This window comes from Streptomyces milbemycinicus (assembly GCF_002154605.1).
GTDB classification, from domain to species: Bacteria; Actinomycetota; Actinomycetes; order Streptomycetales; family Streptomycetaceae; genus Streptomyces; species Streptomyces milbemycinicus.
Genome location: NZ_MUNE01000022.1, coordinates 1 through 18,323 on the forward strand (window position 1 = coordinate 1; position 18,323 = coordinate 18,323).

13 protein-coding genes and 3 pseudogenes are annotated in these 18,323 nt (G+C 70.5%); 12 read left to right on the forward strand and 4 right to left on the reverse strand.

Annotated features, from left to right (window positions below; genetic code table 11):
* From CCN51_RS01640 to CCN51_RS01650, 3 genes are all read left to right on the forward strand, one after another.
* Positions 1 to 2,961 (forward strand): SDR family NAD(P)-dependent oxidoreductase (locus CCN51_RS01640; protein WP_086859193.1); only part of this gene is annotated, 2,961 nt, incomplete at its 5' end.
* Positions 2,954 to 5,428: a hotdog family protein gene (locus CCN51_RS01645; protein WP_014172920.1), complete on the forward strand. Its 2,475-nt coding sequence runs from the start codon at positions 2,954 to 2,956 to the stop codon at positions 5,426 to 5,428. The genes CCN51_RS01640 and CCN51_RS01645, both read left to right, overlap by 8 nt.
* Positions 5,425 to 6,993 (forward strand): PfaD family polyunsaturated fatty acid/polyketide biosynthesis protein, encoded by a 1,569-nt coding sequence (locus CCN51_RS01650; RefSeq protein ID WP_014172921.1) that lies wholly within the window; start codon positions 5,425 to 5,427, stop codon positions 6,991 to 6,993. The genes CCN51_RS01645 and CCN51_RS01650 overlap by 4 nt, the downstream gene beginning before the upstream one ends.
* A gap of 110 nt (positions 6,994 to 7,103) precedes the next feature.
* Here the strand turns inward: CCN51_RS01650 and CCN51_RS01655 are convergent, their stop codons facing one another.
* The gene (locus CCN51_RS01655) at positions 7,104 to 7,943 is read right to left on the reverse strand and encodes an SDR family oxidoreductase (RefSeq protein ID WP_014172922.1); all 840 of its coding nucleotides are present in this window, start codon (positions 7,941 to 7,943) and stop codon (positions 7,104 to 7,106) included.
* A 92-nt stretch (positions 7,944 to 8,035) separates the two neighbouring features.
* Here CCN51_RS01655 and CCN51_RS01660 point away from each other — a divergent pair, with 92 nt between their 5' ends.
* Positions 8,036 to 8,401 (forward strand): winged helix-turn-helix transcriptional regulator, encoded by a 366-nt coding sequence (locus tag CCN51_RS01660; RefSeq protein ID WP_014172923.1) that lies wholly within the window; start codon positions 8,036 to 8,038, stop codon positions 8,399 to 8,401.
* A gap of 285 nt (positions 8,402 to 8,686) precedes the next feature.
* Positions 8,687 to 9,121 (forward strand): cupin domain-containing protein, encoded by a 435-nt coding sequence (locus CCN51_RS01665; protein WP_014172924.1) that lies wholly within the window; start codon positions 8,687 to 8,689, stop codon positions 9,119 to 9,121.
* 112 nt (positions 9,122 to 9,233) lie between these two features.
* Here the strand turns inward: CCN51_RS01665 and CCN51_RS01670 are convergent, their stop codons facing one another.
* A complete protein-coding gene (locus CCN51_RS01670; protein ID WP_014172925.1) occupies positions 9,234 to 9,707 on the reverse strand; it encodes a carboxymuconolactone decarboxylase family protein in 474 nt (157 codons plus the stop codon).
* 122 nt (positions 9,708 to 9,829) lie between these two features.
* Between CCN51_RS01670 and CCN51_RS01675 the strand changes: the two are divergent.
* Together CCN51_RS01675 and CCN51_RS01680 are read left to right on the forward strand one after the other, a co-directional pair.
* Positions 9,830 to 9,998: pseudogene (locus CCN51_RS01675) on the forward strand (cupin domain-containing protein); the annotation flags it as partial.
* A 152-nt stretch (positions 9,999 to 10,150) separates the two neighbouring features.
* Positions 10,151 to 10,579 carry an Ohr family peroxiredoxin gene (locus tag CCN51_RS01680; RefSeq protein ID WP_238545570.1) on the forward strand — a complete coding sequence of 143 codons (429 nt, stop codon included), beginning with the start codon at positions 10,151 to 10,153 and terminating at the stop codon, positions 10,577 to 10,579.
* 161 nt (positions 10,580 to 10,740) lie between these two features.
* On the opposite strand, the pseudogene fdxA reads toward CCN51_RS01680, so the two are convergent.
* Positions 10,741 to 11,046: pseudogene (fdxA, locus tag CCN51_RS01685) on the reverse strand (ferredoxin); the annotation flags it as partial.
* A gap of 222 nt (positions 11,047 to 11,268) precedes the next feature.
* On the opposite strand from fdxA, the gene CCN51_RS01690 reads away from it, so the two are divergent.
* From CCN51_RS01690 to CCN51_RS01710, 5 genes and pseudogenes are all read left to right on the forward strand, one after another.
* On the forward strand, positions 11,269 to 12,501 hold the full coding sequence (locus CCN51_RS01690; protein WP_014172928.1) for an NAD(P)/FAD-dependent oxidoreductase: 1,233 nt from the start codon (positions 11,269 to 11,271) through the stop codon (positions 12,499 to 12,501).
* Positions 12,502 to 12,577: 76 nt separating this feature from the next.
* Positions 12,578 to 14,308, forward strand: coding sequence for an L-aspartate oxidase (locus CCN51_RS01695; RefSeq protein WP_086013629.1), 1,731 nt, complete (start codon positions 12,578 to 12,580; stop codon positions 14,306 to 14,308).
* Between the two features lie 161 nt (positions 14,309 to 14,469).
* Entirely contained in the window at positions 14,470 to 15,216 is a 747-nt protein-coding gene (locus tag CCN51_RS01700) for an SDR family oxidoreductase (RefSeq protein WP_043488555.1), read from the forward strand.
* A gap of 127 nt (positions 15,217 to 15,343) precedes the next feature.
* Positions 15,344 to 16,370 (forward strand): annotated as a pseudogene (locus CCN51_RS01705) (MFS transporter); the annotation flags it as partial.
* Positions 16,371 to 16,431: 61 nt separating this feature from the next.
* Positions 16,432 to 17,175, forward strand: coding sequence for a PIG-L deacetylase family protein (locus tag CCN51_RS01710; RefSeq protein WP_014172932.1), 744 nt, complete (start codon positions 16,432 to 16,434; stop codon positions 17,173 to 17,175).
* Between the two features lie 33 nt (positions 17,176 to 17,208).
* On the opposite strand, the gene CCN51_RS01715 is transcribed toward CCN51_RS01710, so the two are convergent.
* A complete protein-coding gene (locus tag CCN51_RS01715) occupies positions 17,209 to 18,174 on the reverse strand; it encodes an NAD(P)H-dependent flavin oxidoreductase (RefSeq protein ID WP_014172933.1) in 966 nt (321 codons plus the stop codon).
* Between the last annotated feature and the right edge of the window lie 149 nt (positions 18,175 to 18,323).

Consider the following 18,323-nt stretch of genomic DNA (forward strand, 5'->3'; position numbering starts at 1 on the left):
CCCCCGGCCCAGCCCCTCGAAGGCGTCGTACTCGTCGAGCCCGATGAAGCAGGTGAACCCGGCGAGGCCGCCACCTCGACCGGTAAATCCGCGCTCGAAATGCTCCGCGACACCGACTTCGACGCCGCGATCGACCCCGAGCTCCGCGCCGGGCTGGCCAACCTCGATCCCCTGGAGATCGAGCAGGTGATGCGCGAGGTGGTGGCCGAGAAGACCGGGTACTCGATCGACATGATCGACCCCGATATCGATCTGCAGACGGAGCTCGGCATCGACTCCCTCAAGCAGTTGGAGATCGCCTCCGAGCTCTGGCGCCGCTACCCGGTCTTCTCCCGAGAGGAGATCTTCCGCTTCACGGCGGCCCGAACGGTCAGGGACTTCGCCACGCTCATCCCCGAGGTGCTGAAGAACCCCACCACCAATCTCCGCGTCGCCACCTCCGTACCGCTTGGCCGGGCGCATATCGGCTGGCGCGCTCTGCCCGAGCCGGACGTTCTGCTCGGCGCGTATGCCGAGCAGCCCCGCGCCGTACTGGTCGACGACGGCGGGGAGTTGAGCCGCTGGATCGCCGCGGCGCTCCGGTCGCGCGGCTGGTGGGTCGGCCGGCTCGCGCTGCCCGGGACGCGTACCGCGTCCGGCGAGGCCGAACCGGACACCTGGCAGCCGGCCGACTGGGGCGAGGAGAGCCTGGCGGAGCAGGTCGGTCTGCTCGGTGCCGCCGTGCCGCGCCTCGATCTGTGTCTGCTCCCCTTCAGCCGCGACGGGGGCAGCGACCGCGACGACGCCGTGCGCCGCCTGGCCCACGCCGTCCTGGTCGCCAAGCATCTGCGTCAGCCCCTCGGCGGTGCGGCGGCCGACGGCACCCGCGCCGGATTCGTTGCCGTCACCCGGCTCGACGGCGCGCTCGGGTACGCCGGCTCGGGCGGCGAACCCGACCGGGCGCTGGCCGGCGGCGTCACCGGGCTGGTCAAGTCGCTGGCCCTGGAGGCGCCCGAGCTCTTCTGCCGAACGGTCGACCTGGCTCCCGAGCTGACCGAGGAGCAGGTCGGCAGCTGCCTCGCGGGCGAGATCGCCGACGCCGCCGTCGATCTGCACGAGGTCGCCCGTCACCCGGCCGGGCGCCGTACGCCGGTCCTGGTCCCCGAGCCCGTCCCGCTGGTCGACTCGGCAGGGCCGGACGACCGGGACGGGGCGATCGAGCCGCCCGCGGAGCTGACCGCCGACGACACCCTGCTGGTCACCGGCGGCGCGCGGGGCATCACCTCCTGGTGCGCCATCGCCCTGGCCCGGCAGGTGCGCTGCGGCTATCTGCTGCTCGGCAGCACACCCCTGGCCGACGAGCCAGACTGGGCAGCCGGATTCGACGGCCGGGAGGAGCTGAAGGCCGCCGCCGCCGACCAGCTGCGCGCCACCGACCAGGACCCGGAGGAGCCGGCCGCCGCCGAGCTGATCGCCCGGCAAGCCCGCGAGATCACCGCCGGGCGCGAGATCCGCGCCACCCTGGCCGCCCTGCGCGACGCGGGAACCGAGGCCGAGTACATCGCCGTGGACCTGACCGACGCCGAGGCGGTGCGCGCGGCGCTGACCCCGCACGCCGACCGGGTCACCGGCGTCGTCCACGGGGCGGGTGTCCTCGCCGACCAGTTCCTCGCCGACAAGGACGCGGAGGGCGTCGGGCGGGTGGTCGGCACCAAGCTGACCGGCCTCGGCAACGTACTGGACGCGCTCGACGCCGAACGCTTGCGCCACCTGGTCGTCTTCACCTCCGTCTCGGGCATCTACGGAAACCTCCGACAGGCCGACTACGCCCTGGCCAACGAGGCGCTGAGCCGGTTCGTCTGCGCCTGGAAGGCCAGGCGCCCCGACCGCCATGCCACCGCCCTCGCCTGGGGGCCGTGGGCCGGCGGTATGGCCTCCCCCGGCGTCCAGAAGCTCTTTGTGCAGCACGGGGTGCCGCTGCTCGCCCGGGACACCGGCACCGGCTACTTCACCGAGCAGATGAGCCCCGAGCACGCCGCGGACCTGGTGACGGTCATCGGCCCGCTGGAGCCCATGTACCGGCGCAGCGAGACGCTGCCGGCCGGCGGCGTGGTCGTGGAGCGGCGGATGGCGGAGCTCGCCGCCGAGCCGCTGCTCACCGACCACCGCATCCACGGCTGGCCGGTGCTGCCCCTGACGGCCTCGGTCGGCTGGGGCGTACGCGCGGTGGAGGCGATGCACGGCGGGCAGCCCGTGGTCGAGTGCCGCGGCTTCCAGATCAGCAAGGGGCTGGTCTTCGACGGCTCGGCGGAGGACGACCGCTTCCTGCTGTCGGTCTCGCCGCCCGAGGAGCCCGAGAGCGGGGACTCGGCCGCCATCACCGTACGGCTCCGCAGCGAGCGGGAGGGCGCCGCACCGGTGCTCCGCTTCGAGGGGGGCTTCCTCCTCGAGAAGCGGGTCACCCCACCGGCGCCGGACATCGAGCTGTCGCCGTACGAGCTCCCCGACTTCGATCCGCAGACCCACGAGGCGTACGACGGCTTCCTCTTCCACGGGCCGACCCTGCGCGGCCTCGGCCCGACCCTGGAGGAGCGGCCCGGCAGGCTCGTCCTCGCCGTCCGGATGGCCGACCCGGCCTTCGGCCGGGGCGCCTTCGCCGGGGCCAGGTACAGCCCGGCCCTGGCCGATCTGCTGCTCCAGGCGGCGGCGCTGCTCGGCCGTCAGCGCCTCGGCCTGCTCTGTCTGCCGGTGTCGGTGGAGCGGGTCGAGCTCTTCGCGCCGCTGCCCGCGGACACGCCGTTCGTCCTCGTGGCCGAATCCGTCGAGGAGAGCCCGCTCCATCTGATCTGCACGGTCACCGCCTGCACCCCGGAGGGAAGGGTGCTCCAGCGGTGGAGCCGGATCGGCATGATCCTCACCTCGCCGGAGATGAAGGACAGCGGCGTCTTCCTGCCCGCGGAGCGCGGGGGGCGAAATGGCTGACACGGACGGCGCGGCCGCCGTCGCTCCCAACGGCGGATGGGGCTTCGAAGCCGCCGAGGAACTGGGCTTCGAAGGCGAGCCGTTCCTCCTTCCCGTCCCGTCCGCCGCGCCGACCCCGCCCGCCGCGCGGGGCACCGGTGACCTGAACCATCTCGCACGCGACATCGCCGAGCGGGTCGGCCGCGCGCACGCCGCGGTGCTGGAGGCACACGAGGCCGTCCAGCGGCACCTCCTCGCGCGCTATGCGCCGGGCGCGCGGCCCCCGGCGCCCGCGCTACATCCCGTGGACCGCCCGGCGCCCGTCGAGCTGGTCCGGACGGTCCCGGCGGACGCGGCGTACAGCGTGGCGGGCCAGGCCGATCCGGCGTGGATCCTCGACGCCGCCGCGGCGGCCCTGCCACTGCTCGGCGAACGCGGCCTGGCGCCGGCCGGCGCCGTCTACCGGCCCGGTCGTACCAACCTCAGCTGGCACCGGGGGCTGCCGGAGGCCGGGGCTGAGCTTCGGGTGCGAGCCGGCGCCGAGGCCGTCCACCGCGACGAGCACGGCACTCGCTTCACGTTCGACTGGCAGGTCCACGTCGAGGGGGACCTCCTGGTGGAGGCCACCGGCACCGCCGGTTTCCTGTCACCTGAACACACCACCGAGCCGCTGCCGGCCGGGGAAGACTCCTGGCCGGAGCGTCAAGTGCCCCGCTACCCACGGCAGTTCCGGCCGCTGGCGAACGCCCGGCGGTCCCGGCTGACCTGGCAGGAGCTACGGGCCCTCGCCAGCGGATTCCTCGCGGAAGTCCTCGGCCCGGACTTCGAGGGCGAGGGCACCGGCCCTCGGCTGCCAGGACCGGCCCCGCGGCTGATCGGCGCCATTACGGAGCTGTCCCGCGAGGGTGGCCGTTACGGGCAGGGCAAGGTGACCGCCGACCTCACCTTCCACGGCTTCCACGGCGGCGGCCCGGCGCGCGGAGCGGACGCCACCCCGCTGCTGGCCGAGGCCGTCGTCGGCGTACTCCAGGTGTACGCACTGTCCTGCGGGCTGCATCTGTGTCTGCCCGACCCGCGCTTCCAGCCCTGGGCCGGCGGCCCGACCGCCATCGAGGTGATCGACCCGACCGCGCTCGGCGCCACCCTCCGCTGCGAGGTCGACGTGGCCGAGGTGGGCCTCGTACCCCGCCCGCATGCGATCGCCGACGCCGTCGTCCTCGCCGACGACCGGCCCGTGGCCCGTCTGCACGGCATCGGCGTAGCCCTCCAGGAACCGCCGGGTAGCGACCTCGGCGCCCTGACGATCTGGGAGGCGCGGGACTCCCCCGCCGCCCATGAGTCGTTGCGGCAGCGGGGCGCACGTCAGCGGATGCTGCTCGCCCACTCGGCCGAGGGCGATCTCTCTGCCCTCACCGGGGAGCCCGAGGCGATCTCGGTGTCCCCGGTGACCGTACGGCCCCGGCTGCCGCGCGGCGATCTGCTGATGGTCGACCAGGCGCTCGACTACGACGCCGACCCTCTCGAGTTCCGCCCGGGCGCCACCCTCACCAGCGAGTACGCCGTCCACCCCGACCCCTGGTTCTGTCGGGAGTACGGCTCCGGCGCCGTGCCCAACCTCCTGTACATGGAGTCCAGCCTCCAGGCCGCCGCCCAGTTGAGCGCCGTTCAGGGCATTCTCAACCAGCATCTCGACAGCGCCTTCGTCTGCCGGAACCTGGAGGGCCGCGCCACCCTGCTCCGCCACGCCGACCCGCGCGGTCTCGCCCTGCGGCACCGCATCACGCTGGCCGACCACTCGAAGCTGCCGGGGGCCATCCTCCACCGCTACACCTACGAGCTCGGCCTTCCCGACGGGCCGGTCTACTCGGGCGAGTCGGTCCACGGCTTCCTCACCAAAGAGGTCCTGGACAACCAGCAGGGGCTCGATGGCGGACGGTACGTTCCGCCCTGGCTGAACCGCCTTCCGACGCGGCCCCCGGGGCTGCGCCGGCTCGACCTCTCCCGCGACACCCGGCTCGGCAGCGGGCGGTTCGCGCTGCTGCACGAGGCCGACCTGGTGCCGGACGGCGGTGAACACGACACCGGATACCTCCTGTGGGAGCGGACGGTGCCGAAGGACGACTGGTTCATGGCGCACCACTTCCGCTTCGATCCGGTGATGCCCGGTTCGGTGGGTGTGGAGGCGCTGTTCCAGTCCGTCGCGGCGTACGCGCTGCACACCGGCCTCGCCGACGCCCTGCCGGACCCGGCCGCGCGGCCCGCGGCCCAGGTCGAGCTGGCCTGGAAGTACCGGGGGCAGATCACGCCGGGACACCGCCGGATGCGCGGCGAGGTCCATATCCGCCGGGTGGAGCCTTGTGGCGATGGTCTTCTTCTGGTCGCCGACGGCAGCGTATGGCGCGACGACCTGCGGATCTACCAGGTGGACAACATCGGCGTCGAGATCCTGCCGACCGGCGGGGCGGCGGAAGGGCAGGTGCCGCGATGACGGTGCGATACGACCCGGACGGGGTGTACGCCGTCCTCGCCGACCTGGACGCCCCCTGCTATATCGTCCGGAACGGGGACCGGATCGGCGCCACCCCCGAACCTCCCGCCGCGGGTGGCCCGTTGGCCCCGCTGGCCGTCGCCGGACCGATGCCGTCCACCCAGCTCGGCGACTCCGGCTTCCGGCGTCGGCACGGCGTGTCCCATGCGTATCTCGCCGGTTCCATGGCCGCCGGTATCGCCTCCGAGGAGCTGGTGGCCGCGCTGGCCCGCGCCGGTTTTCTCGCCTCCTTCGGCGCCGCGGGCCTGCCCCCCGAGCGGGTCGAGCGGGCCCTGACGCGGCTCGCTCGCGAGATCCCCGGCTTGCCGTACGCCGCCAATCTCATCCACACACCGCACGCCCCGCGCCTGGAGCGGGCGGTTGTCGACCTCTTTCTGAGTCACCGGCTGCGCTGCGTCGAGGCCTCGGCGTTCGTCCAGCTCACCCCCGATCTGGTGCGCTACCGGGTGGCGGGGCTGCGCCCCGGCCCCGGGGGCGGGGCGTACGCCGAGAACCGGCTGATCGCCAAGGTGTCCCGCGCCGAGGTGGCCGAGCTGTTCCTCCGTCCGGCCCCCGAGCCGATGGTCCGCGCCCTGTTCGACCGGGGCGAGATCACCGCTGAGCAGGTGACGCTGGCGCGGATGGTTCCGATGGCGGACGACCTGACCGTCGAGGCGGACTCCGCGGGGCACACCGACCGCCGCCCGCTGATCACCGCGCTCCCCACCATGCTGCGGCTGCGCGACCGCGTCGCCCGCGAGCTGGGCCATGAGGCGCCGCCGGTACGGGTCGGCGCGGCCGGCGGCATCGGCACCCCGGAGGCGGCCCTGGCCGCCTTCAGCCTGGGCGCCGCGTACGTCGTCACCGGCTCGGTCAACCAGGCATGCCTGGAGGCGGGCACCTCACCTGCGGTCAAGGCGCTGCTCGCCGCGGCCGGGCCCGCCGACTACGCGATGGCCCCGGCCGCCGACATGTTCGAGGTGGGCGCCGAGGTCCAGGTCCTGCGCAGCGGCAGCCTCTTCGCCGGCCGGGCGCGCAGGTTGCACGAGCTCTACCGCGCCCACGCCGGCCTGGACGAGCTGCCCGCCGCGGACCGCCGGCGCCTGGAGGCGAAGGTGTTCCAGCGCCCGCTGTCCGAGGTCTGGCGGGAAACCGCGGACTATCTCACCGAGCACCACCCCGAACAGCTCCTCCGCGCCGAGCTCGACGCCAGGCACCGGATGGCCCTGGTCTTCCGCTGGTATCTCGGCCAGTCGTCCCGCTGGGCCGTCACCGGCGCCGAGCGCACGGGCGACTACCAGGTCTGGTGCGGTCCGGCGATGGGCGCGTTCAACGACTGGGCGGCGGGCTCCGTCCTGGCCGACCCCGGCCGGCGCCATGTCGCCGACGTCGCGCGCCACTTGACGCACGGCGCCGCGTTCCACCGCCGCCTCGCCCACCTTCGCTTCAGCGGGGTGCGGATCCCGGCGGCCTGCGCCACCTACCGGCTGCCATCGGCGCCGTCGGCGGTGCCCGCCACGCCTTGACCTGGCGACGGTACTTTCCTCGCGGCGGTGCGCTGCCACCGCTTTCGTCGGGCTGTCCCCCATGGCCTGTGATCCCTGCGGCGGTGCCGAACTGGCGGCGCTGGCCAGTCTCAGCGGAACGCGGCGACATTGCGGGCGGCCCAGTCGGCGAAGGGGCGCGGGGCGCGGCCGAGGACCCGCTGGACGTCCGGGCTGATGCGCAGCTCGGCCGGGCTCGGGGAACCGAGGATGTCCAGAGTGTCGTCGGCGAGCTCCGCCGGCATGCTCTGGGCCATGGCGGCCTTGGCCTCGTCGCGGGTGAGCTCGTGAAACCTCACTGGCGAGCCCAGCGCGGCGGCGATGGCCTCCGACTGCTGGCGCGGAGTGATCACCTCCGGGCCGGTCAGCTCGTACACGCCGCCGGTGTGCCGGTCATCCAGCAGGCAGGCCGCCGCGACCGCGGCGATGTCCGCCGGGTCGATGATCGGCACCCCGACGTCGCCGAAGGGCGCGGCGACGACCTGTTGCGCGCGGACGGACTCGGCCCACCACAGGGCGTTGGAGGCGAAGCCGCCCGGCCGCAGGACGGCCCACTCCAGGCCGGACTCCCGCAGCATGTCCTCCAGCGCGCGCATCGCGATCCGCGTGGGGCCGAAGGGCCTGGTCACCACGCCCAGCGTGGAGAGCAGGACGACCCGGCGGACCCCGCTGACCGCAGCTTCGCTGATGATGTCGGCAGGGCTGGCTCCAGTGGCGTGCAGGTCGCCGGACAGCAGCAGGAACAGCGCCTTCGCCCCGGCCAGCGCGGGCTTGAGGCCGGCCGGCTCGGCCAGGTCGGCCGCCACATGACGGACGCCGTTCGGCACCGCCGCCGTGTGCCGTGACACCGCCGTCACCTGCTGGCCCGCCTCGGCCAGCGCCTGCGTCAACGGCCGGCCGATATTTCCGGTAGCCCCGGTCACCGCGATCATGATCAGCTCCTTGTCGGATGTCCTCTGTGGCCTTCACGCTAGGAGCGCGGGCTAACTTTTGGTAAGGACATACCCTGAGGTAAGCTCATGACATGGCGGGAGGCGTGCAGCGCAGACAGGCCGAGGCGGGGGCGCGGTATGACGTGTTTCACACCGACTGCGCCGCGCGCGATGTGGTCGACCACGTGACCAGCAGGTGGGGCGTCTGGGTGCTGATCTCCTTGCGGAGCAACGACCTCCGGTTCTACGAGCTGCGCGAGAGCATCCAGGGCATCAGCGAGAAGATGCTCGCCCAGACCCTGCGCGCACTGGTCCAGGACGGCCTGGTCTGGCGGGAGGTCGAGCCGACGACGCCGCCCCAGGTCACCTACGGGCTGACCGAGTTCGGCCGGGACGTGGGCGAGCCACTGACGGAGCTGTTCGACCGGATCACACGGCGGCTGCCACCACGGCCGTGACCCGCGCCCGGCACAACGGCAAGGCGTGGCAGCGCAGTTGCCGCAGGCCCGGTGCCGACGGGCGAGTGAAGGCGTAGCGACCCGCCGACCCGCTCCAAGCGGTCGATCAGCCAATGGACTGCCACTGTGTATTGAGGGCTGGTCAGCGACCATACAGCGGGAACCAACATCCTGTCACAGAACCACCGTGTGCCCGGTCATCACTGTGAAACATGGTGTGAGCCAGGAGTGCACGGACCCGGCCCACCCATGGCGAATCCATGGAGGTGCAATATCATGACAAATATGGACTCAGTGGGCGAGACCGGCAAGCAGCCACGGTCCGAGGCGTGGAAGACGGCAGCGCAGATGCTGCAGGATGCCAAGCCTCCCTTCCTCCCCGAGGGCGCCTCGGGGATGACCATCTCGGTCGAATGGCTTCCCGGGGATCCCGGAACCCCTCCGCATCGTCACTCGGGGCCGGCCTTCGGATACGTGATCGAGGGCGCGGTGCGCTTCGAGCTCGAGGGCGAGCCGGAACGCGTGATCAAGGCCGGAGAGACATTCTGGGAGCCGGGTGGCGATGTGATCCATTACCAGGACGGCAACGCCCTGACGGACTCCAAGACGCGTTTCATCGTGACCATGCTGTGTGCGCCGGGCCAGCCGATGCTCACGCTGGTCGACGAGGAGGAACTGGCCCAGCGGGCCCATCTGCGCGCCCCGCGCCCCGTGGACTGATCCGACCTTCCTGTCAGACAGACCCGGCCATCACGCCGTACGGTCCGTCCCCCGCCACGCGTCGGGGCGGCGAGGAGACGGACCGTACGGGTCAGATCGGGACGGTGACCGGTCAGCCGAACTGGCCGGGCTTGTAGCCCCCGGCGGGCTGCTGGTTGATGACGTTGATGCGGTTGTAGGCGTTGATGACGGCGATGAGGGAAATCAGGGCGACAAGCTGCTCCTCGTCGTGGTGCTTGGCAGCGTTGGCCCACGCCTCGTCCGTGACACCACCGGCCGCGTCGGCGATACGGGTGCCCTGCTCCGCCAGCTCCAGCGCGGCGCGCTCGGCGTCGGTGAAGACCGTGGCCTCGCGCCAGGCCGCGATCAGGTTGAGGCGCAGCGAGGTTTCCCCGGCGAGGGCGGCATCTTTAGTGTGCATGTCGGTGCAGAAGCCGCAGCCGTTGATCTGGCTTGCGCGGATCTTCACCAGCTCCTGCGTCGCGGCCGGCAACGTCGAGTCGGACACCGCCTTGCCGGCCGAGTTGATGTGCTTCAGCACCTTGCCCGCGAGGGGATTGCCGAAGTAGTTGAGACGCGATTCCATGGTGATCTCCTAACCATGTTGCGGATACACACTACTGACCGGGCACCCCGGCAAAGTGCGACACGGTTGGCGCGTGACGTGCGTCTCAATATGCACCGCTCCAGGTTTGTGGAGGCCGCGCTCCCGGTGACCCCGGGACCCCTCCGCACCGCCACTCGGGGCCGTGTTTCGGCTATGTATTCGAGGGCGCCATCCGGTTCGAGCTGCGCACCGGGCCAGCCAATGCTCACCCTGGTCGAGAAGGAGGAGCTGGAGCAGCGGGCTCATCTGCGCGCCCCGCGTCCCTCCGCGGGCGGAGCGATCGTCGATGTCACACAAGGGGTGACCAGCCGGTCAACTAGTCATCCGGAACCCAACGTCGACGGAGCCCCGCTGTGACCGACCCGATCCAGCCGCCCAATTTGTCCACCGAGAAGGACTTCGACGGGACATCCTTCTCTCCCATCTACACAACGACAGTCACCGTCAGCGGTGGAACAGCAAGTCATGGGCGGGCCTCGGGCAGGGCTCGATCGGACGACGGGGTCCTGGACCTCAGTCTGCGGATGCCCGCCGAACTGGGGGGAGACGGCCAGGGGACGAATCCGGAGCAGTTGTTCGCCGCCGGTTTCGCGGCCTGCTTCCACGGAGCGCTGAGCCTGGTGGCACGGCAGGCCGCGCTCGACCCCTCCACGATCTCCGTAGACGCGACCGTGGCCTTTGGGCGGGACCCGGAAGACGGCGGCTATCTGCTGCACGTCGATCTGGTGGTCTCATGGCCGGGCACCGATCCGGAGATCGCCGCTCCCCTGCTGGAGAAGGCCGACTCGCTGTGCCCCTACGCCAGGATGGCCTGGCAGGGAACGCCGACCACCATCACGCTGGCTTCCTAGGTTTTCGTCCGCGTAGCCGCCATGTGCTGTCGTCCGGCAGCGCATGGCGGCGCCTCACCGGCCCGGATGACAGCCGTATCGATTCACAGCGGGAACCACAGGTCTGCGTCGGCAGCCTCTTCTTTGCGGATGGCGAAGAGGGCGATGTCGTTCTTCGGCGAACTCTGCGGTGACAATGCGGCGATGGTGGGGTGATCACCCGTGGCGAACGGCTCGTTCCGGCTCCCGGTGGGCGACTCGAAGTACTCGGCGTTGATGGCCTTGTACTGCGCCCACTGTTGCGGGAGGTCGTCTTCGTAGAAGATCGCCTCTACGGGGCAGACCGGCTCGCAGGCATGGCAGTCCACGCACTCAGCGGGGTTGATGTAGAGCGTGCGATTGCCTTCGTAGATGCAGTCCACAGGGCATTCGATGACGCACGCTCTGTCCTTGATATCGATGCATGGCTGCGCGATGACATACGTCACCCCATCCTCCTTCGTCTCCACGGGAACCGACTGGTGAGCGTGGCGCGACAGGTGTTCCCTGGGAATATGACCAGGAACCCCTCGATGGTGTGACAGCGGCGCCGGGTGCCCCACCCGTGGGTGGTCGGGCTCCCAGGTTGTCACAAGGTGAGGGGCGAATCGGTCTGATGGATGACTCTCACACCATGGCTCGCAGCTGCGACATCTGAGATGAGGAACAGCGTGTCCCCCGAGAATACTTACGTGATCGTCGGAGGCGGTCTGGCCGCGGGCAAGGCGGCGGAGGCGCTCCGGGAGCACGGCCACAGCGGCCGGCTCATCATCATCGGCGACGAGCGGGAGCAGCCGTACATCCGGCCACCGCTGTCCAAGGGCTATCTGCTGGGCAAGGAAGAGCGCGATTCGATCTTCGTACACCCCGCGGGCTGGTACGCGGAGCACGATGTCGAGCTGCGCCTGGGCACCAGCGCGCGGGCGATCGACGTACGAGCCCAGCAGGTGGAGTTGGACAACGGGGACCGGGTGCCCTACGCCAAGCTGCTCCTGGCCACCGGTTCGTCTCCGCGTCGTCTGTCCATCCCCGGGGCGGACCTCGACAACGTTCTGTATCTACGCCGGGTAGGGGACAGCGAACGGCTCAAGTCCGCCTTTGCCGAGGGGGCGAAGATCGTCGTCATCGGCGGCGGATGGATCGGGCTCGAGACCGCCGCGGCGGCCCGGATGGCCGGGGCGGAGGTGACGGTGCTCGAACACTCTGAGCTCCCCCTGCTGAAGGTGCTCGGACGCGAGGCCGCCGAAGTGTTCGCCGACCTCCACACCGGCCATGGCGTCGTGCTGCGCCCCAACGCGCAGGTGGAATCCCTCACCGGAACGCAGGGCCGGGTGGACGGGGTCCGGCTCGCCGATGGCACCCACCTCGCCGCGGACGCGGTGGTCGTGGGTATCGGCATCACGCCCAACGTCCAACTGGCCCAGGAGGCGGGCCTGGACGTGCGCAACGGCATCGTCACCGACGAACATCTGCGGACTTCGGTGGCCGGCATCTACGCCGCGGGCGATGTCGCCAACGCCTACCACCCGCTGCTCGGCCGCCAGCTGCGTGTGGAGCACTGGGCCAACGCGCTGCACCAGCCGCGCACGGCGGCGCTGAGCATGCTCGGCAAGGACGCTGTGTACGACAGGCTGCCGTACTTCTACACGGACCAGTACGACCTGGGCATGGAGTACACGGGTTACACGGAACCCGGCGGCTATGACCGCGTCGTCTTCCGTGGCGAGCCGGCCGAGCGGCGGTTCATCGCCTTCTGGATGTCGGGGAACCGCGTACTGGCGGGGATGAGCGTCAACATTTGGGACGTCATCGATCCGATCCGGTCCCTCGTCACCTCCGGGGCCGGCGTCGATGACGCGCTCCTCGCCGACCCGGACGTCCCGCTGGACCGCATCCGCCCGTAGCCGCAACGTGTGGGTGTCACAGATACCCGAATCACCTGGTCGTAGTGGATGACAACCTTCACGATCGGAGTAAACAGTGGCTGTGATCGAACGACGTCTTTCCACCACGGTGCTGGTGATCGGCACAGGAGGGGCGGGACTGCGAGCGGCGATCGAACTGGCCGAGTCCGGTGTCGACGTCCTCGCCGTCGGCAAACGCCCCAAGGAGGACGCCCATACGGCACTCGCCGCCGGAGGAATCAACGCGGCTCTGGCCACGATGGACCCCGAGGACAGCTGGCAGCAGCACGCCGCCGACACCCTCAAGGAGAGCTATCTGCTCGCCGACCCCCGCACCACCCAGATCGTCACCCAGGGCGCGGCCCGGGGCATCGACGACCTGGAGCGGTACGGCATGGCCTTCGCCAGGGAAGGGGACGGCCGGATCTCCCAGCGCTTTTTCGGTGCGCACAAGTTCCGGCGCACCGCCTTCGCCGGTGACTACACCGGTCTGGAGATCCAGCGCACTCTCATCAGACGCGCGGATCAGCTTGATATCCCGGTGCTCGACGGCGTCTACATCACTCGGCTCCTGGTGCATGACGGTGCCGTCTTCGGGGCTTACGGCTTCGACCTCACCCATGGGACGCGGTATCTCATCCATGCCGACGCCGTCATTCTCGCGGCGGGTGGCCACACCCGCATCTGGCGGCGTACGTCCTCACGACGCGACGAGAACACCGGTGACTCGTTCCGTCTGGCCGTGGAGGCCGGGGCCCGTCTGCGCGACCCTGAGCTGGTTCAGTTCCATCCCTCCGGGATCATCGAGCCGGAGAACGCGGCAGGCACCCTGGTCAGCGAGGCCGCGCGCGGTGAGGGCGGTGTCCTGCGCAACGCGCTCGGGGAGCGGTTCATGACCCGCTACGACCCCGAGCGCATGGAGCTGTCCACCCGCGACCGGGTGGCCCTCGCCTCGTACACGGAGATCAAGGAGGGGCGCGGGACCCCCAACGGCGCGGTGTGGCTCGATGTCTCTCATCTGCCACGGCAGACGATCATGACTCGGCTCCCCCGGGTCTACCAGACCCTTCTGGACCTGCAGATGCTGGACATCACCCGCGAGCCCATCGAGATCGCGCCCACCGCGCACTACTCGATGGGCGGGGTCTGGGTACGGCCCGAGGACCACAGCACGGACGTCCGCGGCCTGTACGCGATCGGTGAGGCGTCGAGCGGGCTGCACGGCGCCAACCGCCTCGGTGGCAACAGTCTCATCGAGTTGCTGGTCTTCGGCCGGATCACGGGCCAGGCCGCCGCCGCCTATTCGGAGGCGCTGACCGCGCAGCCGCGGTCGGCGTCGGCGGTGGCCCAGGCCCGTGCCGAGATCGACGATCTCCTCGCGGCGGACGGGCCGGAGAACGTCCGGGCCCTGCAGCGCGCCATCCGTAACACCATGACCGAACATGCGGGAGTCGTACGCGACGGAGAGGGGCTGCGCGCCGGGCTGGCGGAGCTCACCGCGATCGAGAAGAGGATGGAAGACGTCGGCGTCCACCCCGACATCGCCGGCTATCAGGATCTCGCGCACGCCTTCGATCTCAAGTCGGCCGCCCTGGCGGCCCGGGCCACGCTCGAAGCGGCGCTTGAGCGCCGTGAGACCCGCGGCTGCCACAACCGCAGCGACTACCCGGACCTCGACCCTGCTCTGCAGGTCAACCTTGTCTGGTCCCCGACGACGGGTGTCACCCACGAAAGCATTCCGCCCATCCCGGACGAGATTTCCGCGCTGATGGAGGATGTCTCGACCGAAGGAAAGCTCGTCGAGTGATGTCCGCTCGCCGGCACCTGTCGAATCTCTGCGGCCGCCTGTCACACATTGCGCGGCTGTCCGGTCTCTCCAGTGAAGGCCACATCAGCCGGTGCCGGTGAACAGTGCATCGCAGAATGCGCGCGCCGCACACGTATGACAACATCCGAAAGGTTTCCATGATGAAGGTTGTAGTGATCGGTGGTACCGGGCTCATCGGCTCGAAGCTGGTCGGCAAGCTCACCGAGCACGGGCACGAGGCGGTCGCGGCCGCGCCCAACACCGGCGTCAACACGCTGACGGGCGAGGGCCTGGCCGAGGTCCTGGAGGGCGCGTCGGTCGTGGTCGACGTGTCCAACTCCCCCTCGTTCGAGGACGAGGCCGTGATGGACTTCTTCCGCACCTCGACCACCAACCTGCTGAAGGCGGAGGCCGAGGCCGGTGTGACACACCATGTGGCGCTGTCCGTGGTCGGCACCGAACGGCTGCAGGAGAGCGGGTACTTCCGCGCCAAGCAGGCCCAGGAGGAGCTGATCAAGGACTCGGGCATCCCGTACTCCATCGTCCACGCCACCCAGTTCTTCGAGTTCGCGAAGGGGCTCGCCGACGGGGTCACCGACGGCGACACCGTGCGTCTGCCCGCCGGGAAGATCCAGCCCATCGTCTCCGACGACGTGGCCGCGGCCGTCGGCCGCACCGCGGTCGGTCCCCCGGTCAACGGTGTGGTGGAGGTCGCGGGCCCTGAGGCCTTCGAGCTCGAGGACTTCATCCGCATGGGACTCGCCGCGAAGAACGACCCCCGCAAGATCGTCACTGACCCGAAGGCCACGTACTGGGGTGCCGAGCTGCAGGAGACCACGCTCCTGCCCGGCCCTGACGCGCACATCGCCGAGACCAAGTTCGCCGACTGGCTCGCGCAGCAGCAGTGAGCCCTGCCAGTGGCCGTCTCGCCCCCGCGCCGTTCCACGCAGTGGGAACGGCGCGGGGCGACGCCACTCCGTACGCAGACACTGTGATTCACACCGACTCAGTGTGCACACCGTGTCTGCCGGCGTGGCCTCGCTCCTGTGCGGCCTCGCTCCCAACATGGGCATGCTCATCACCGCTCGCGCCCTGCAGGGCGTCGGTGGCGCGCTTCTCACCCCGGGCTCGCTCGCACTTATCGAGGCATCGTTCCACCCGGATGACCGGGCCCGCGCGGTCGGCCTGTGGTCGGGATTCGGCGGCATCGGCGCGGCAGTCGGCCCGTTCCTGGGCGGCTGGCTGGTGGATGGCCCTGGTTGGCGCTGGATCTTCCTGCTGAATGTACCGCTGGCTCTGGCATGTGTGTCCATCGCGCTGCGCCACGTACCGGAATCCATGGCCGCTCCCCATCAGGCTGCCGCGGTGGACTCCGGAACCGGGGCGGTACCGGAGGACACCGCGCGCCGACAGCATGGCTTCGACGTTTCAGGGGCCGCCCTTGGGGCGCTTGCGCTCGCTCTGGCGACATACGCGCTGGTCGAGGCCCGGAATGGAAGCCTCGTGGTGGCCCTCTCGGCGGCCGGCGGCGTGGCGGCGGGCTTCGCGTTTGTGTTCGTAGAACGGCATCGGCCTGACCCCATGATGCCGCTGTCCCGTGGGTCCACTGCTGACCGCGGCGGGGATGCTCATGATGCTCCGGGTCGACCTCGGCGCGTCGTATGTCGGCGATGTTCTCCCTGCCCTGCTGGTCATAGGCGCCGGCATGGTCAGCTTCGTCGCTCCGCTGACGGTGACCCTGCTGGCCTCGGTGGACAGTGGAAAAGCCGGACTCGCAAGCGGGATCAACAACGCGGCCGCGCGGGCCGCCGGGCTCGTCGCCGTTGCGGCGCTGCCGCTGCTCACCGGCATGGACTCGGACGCGTATCGCTCGGGCGAGGCATTCAACGAGTCATTTCGCCGGGCGATGCCGATATGCGCGGCGATTCTGGAGGTCGGGGCGGTGTTGGCCTTCGTCACGGTGCGAGGCGCGGCCCCGGACCGTCATCGGCCTCAATGCCGGAGGCATGGGTGGTTGACGACGCCGCCCCTGGAGCCACGGCCCAGCCACCGCCCGCGATGAGTAGCGCAAGTCCGCTATGACGTTTTGTACTGGCCATGACCCACCATGAGGAGCAGAGACCATGACGGAGTCGAACTCTACGCAGCTGCAGCCCATGCCCACGGACTGGCAGCGTGCCCTCGCCGTGGTGGCCCACCCTGATGACCTTGAATACGGGTGTTCGGCCGCCATGGCTTCCTGGATCGACGAGGGCCGCGAGATCGCCTATGTCCTCGCCACGCGTGGCGAAGCAGGCATCGACACCGTCGCACCGGCTGAGTGCGGACCGTTGCGGGAGCGTGAGCAGCGGGCCAGTGCCGCCGCCGTCGGCGTGTCCGTGGTGGAGTTTCTCGACCACCGGGACGGCACGATCGAGTACGGCGTCTCCCTGCGTCGTGACATTGCCGCTGCCATCCGTCGCCACCGGCCCGAGCTGGTGATCACCCTCAACCATCACACCACATGGGATGGGGGCGTCTGGAACACCCCGGACCACGTGGCCGTGGGGCACGCCACGCTCGACGCGGCGGCGGACGCCGGCAACCGCTGGATCTTTCCGGAGCTGACCGAGCAGGGCTTGCAACCATGGAATGGTGTCCGCTGGGTCGCCGTCGCCAACTCCAAGAACCCCACCCACGCCGTACCGGCGGAGCCCGGTCTGGAGCGGGCGGTGCGCTCGCTGCTCGAGCACCGCGCCTACATCGAGGCGTTGACGGACGAGGATCCCGAGACCTATGTGCGTCGTTTCCTGACCGAGAACACCCGCGAGCTGAGCGCACGGTTCGGCGGGCAACCAGCCGTTGTCTTCGAGCTGTTCAACCGATGACCGCCGGCGAGCCTCAACGCCGCATACCAGGTGTCAGCGTCCGCCCGCTCGGGCCAGCGCGTCCTCGGCCTGGGCGGCCAGGGTGCCGACCAGATCGGCCGCGGACGGCAGGTCGTTGATGAGGTCGATGGCCTGGCTGGCCCACTGCGGCAGTACGGGGATCTTGCCTTGCGCCACGGCGTCTTCGTAGGCCTCCTGGGCATGAGGGGCAGTTGCGAGCTCGCCCTCCCGGCCCCGCCATTCGTCGAGGAAGGGGTGGCCAAGGGTGCGTGCGGTGTACTGCGCCGGCCACCGTGAGGCGCGGGCGATGTCCAGCACCCTGTTGCGCTCGGTGTCCTCCCCGCGTCCCTCGACGATCGCCCTGGCGGTCGCGGGGGCGACCAGGGCCTCGGTCGTGGCCTGGAAGCGGGTGCCGAGCAGGGCCCCCGCAGCCCCCAGGGCCAGGGCCGCCGCCACGCCGCGGCCATCGGCGATCCCGCCGGCAGCCAACACCGGTACCGGCGCCGCGAGATCCACCACGAGCGGTACGAACGGCAGTGTGGACCGTCCGTGCCGGGCCCCATGCCCACCGGCTTCGGTGCCCTGCGCCACGATCACATCGGCACCCAGATCCACCGCCCTACGGGCCTCCGCCATGTCGGTGACCTGGAGGATCAGCGCCGCGCCCGCGCTGCGGACGGGCTCCACGAACGGACCGGCGTCGCCGAAGGACAACATCACCGCCGTCGGGTTGTGCTCCAGCGTCCGCGCGATCACACCGTCGTCGATTGCCCACGTCTGGAACCCGATGCCCCACGGATTCCCCGCGCACTCGTCGACCAGGACGGGCAGTTCGCGGGCCAGCCAGTCCTGATCCCCGTTCCCGCTGCCCAGCAGTCCGAGCCCGCCACCGCGCGAGACCGCCGCCGTCAGGGCACCACCGGCCGACCCGCCCATCGGGGCCAGGGCGATCGGATGCTCCACACCGAACAGTTCCGTAAACGCCGTCGACAATCCCATACCCTCACTCCTCGCCCTCGGCCGTACCGGTCGAAGCGAAATCAACAGCCTGCCGGCGTGGCAACGCCACTTGTGTGGTGTACCACGCCGAGCACAGGGTTGATCGGGATTGTGCGTTACCGCCGGTCAGCCGGTGAACGACTCGGGGT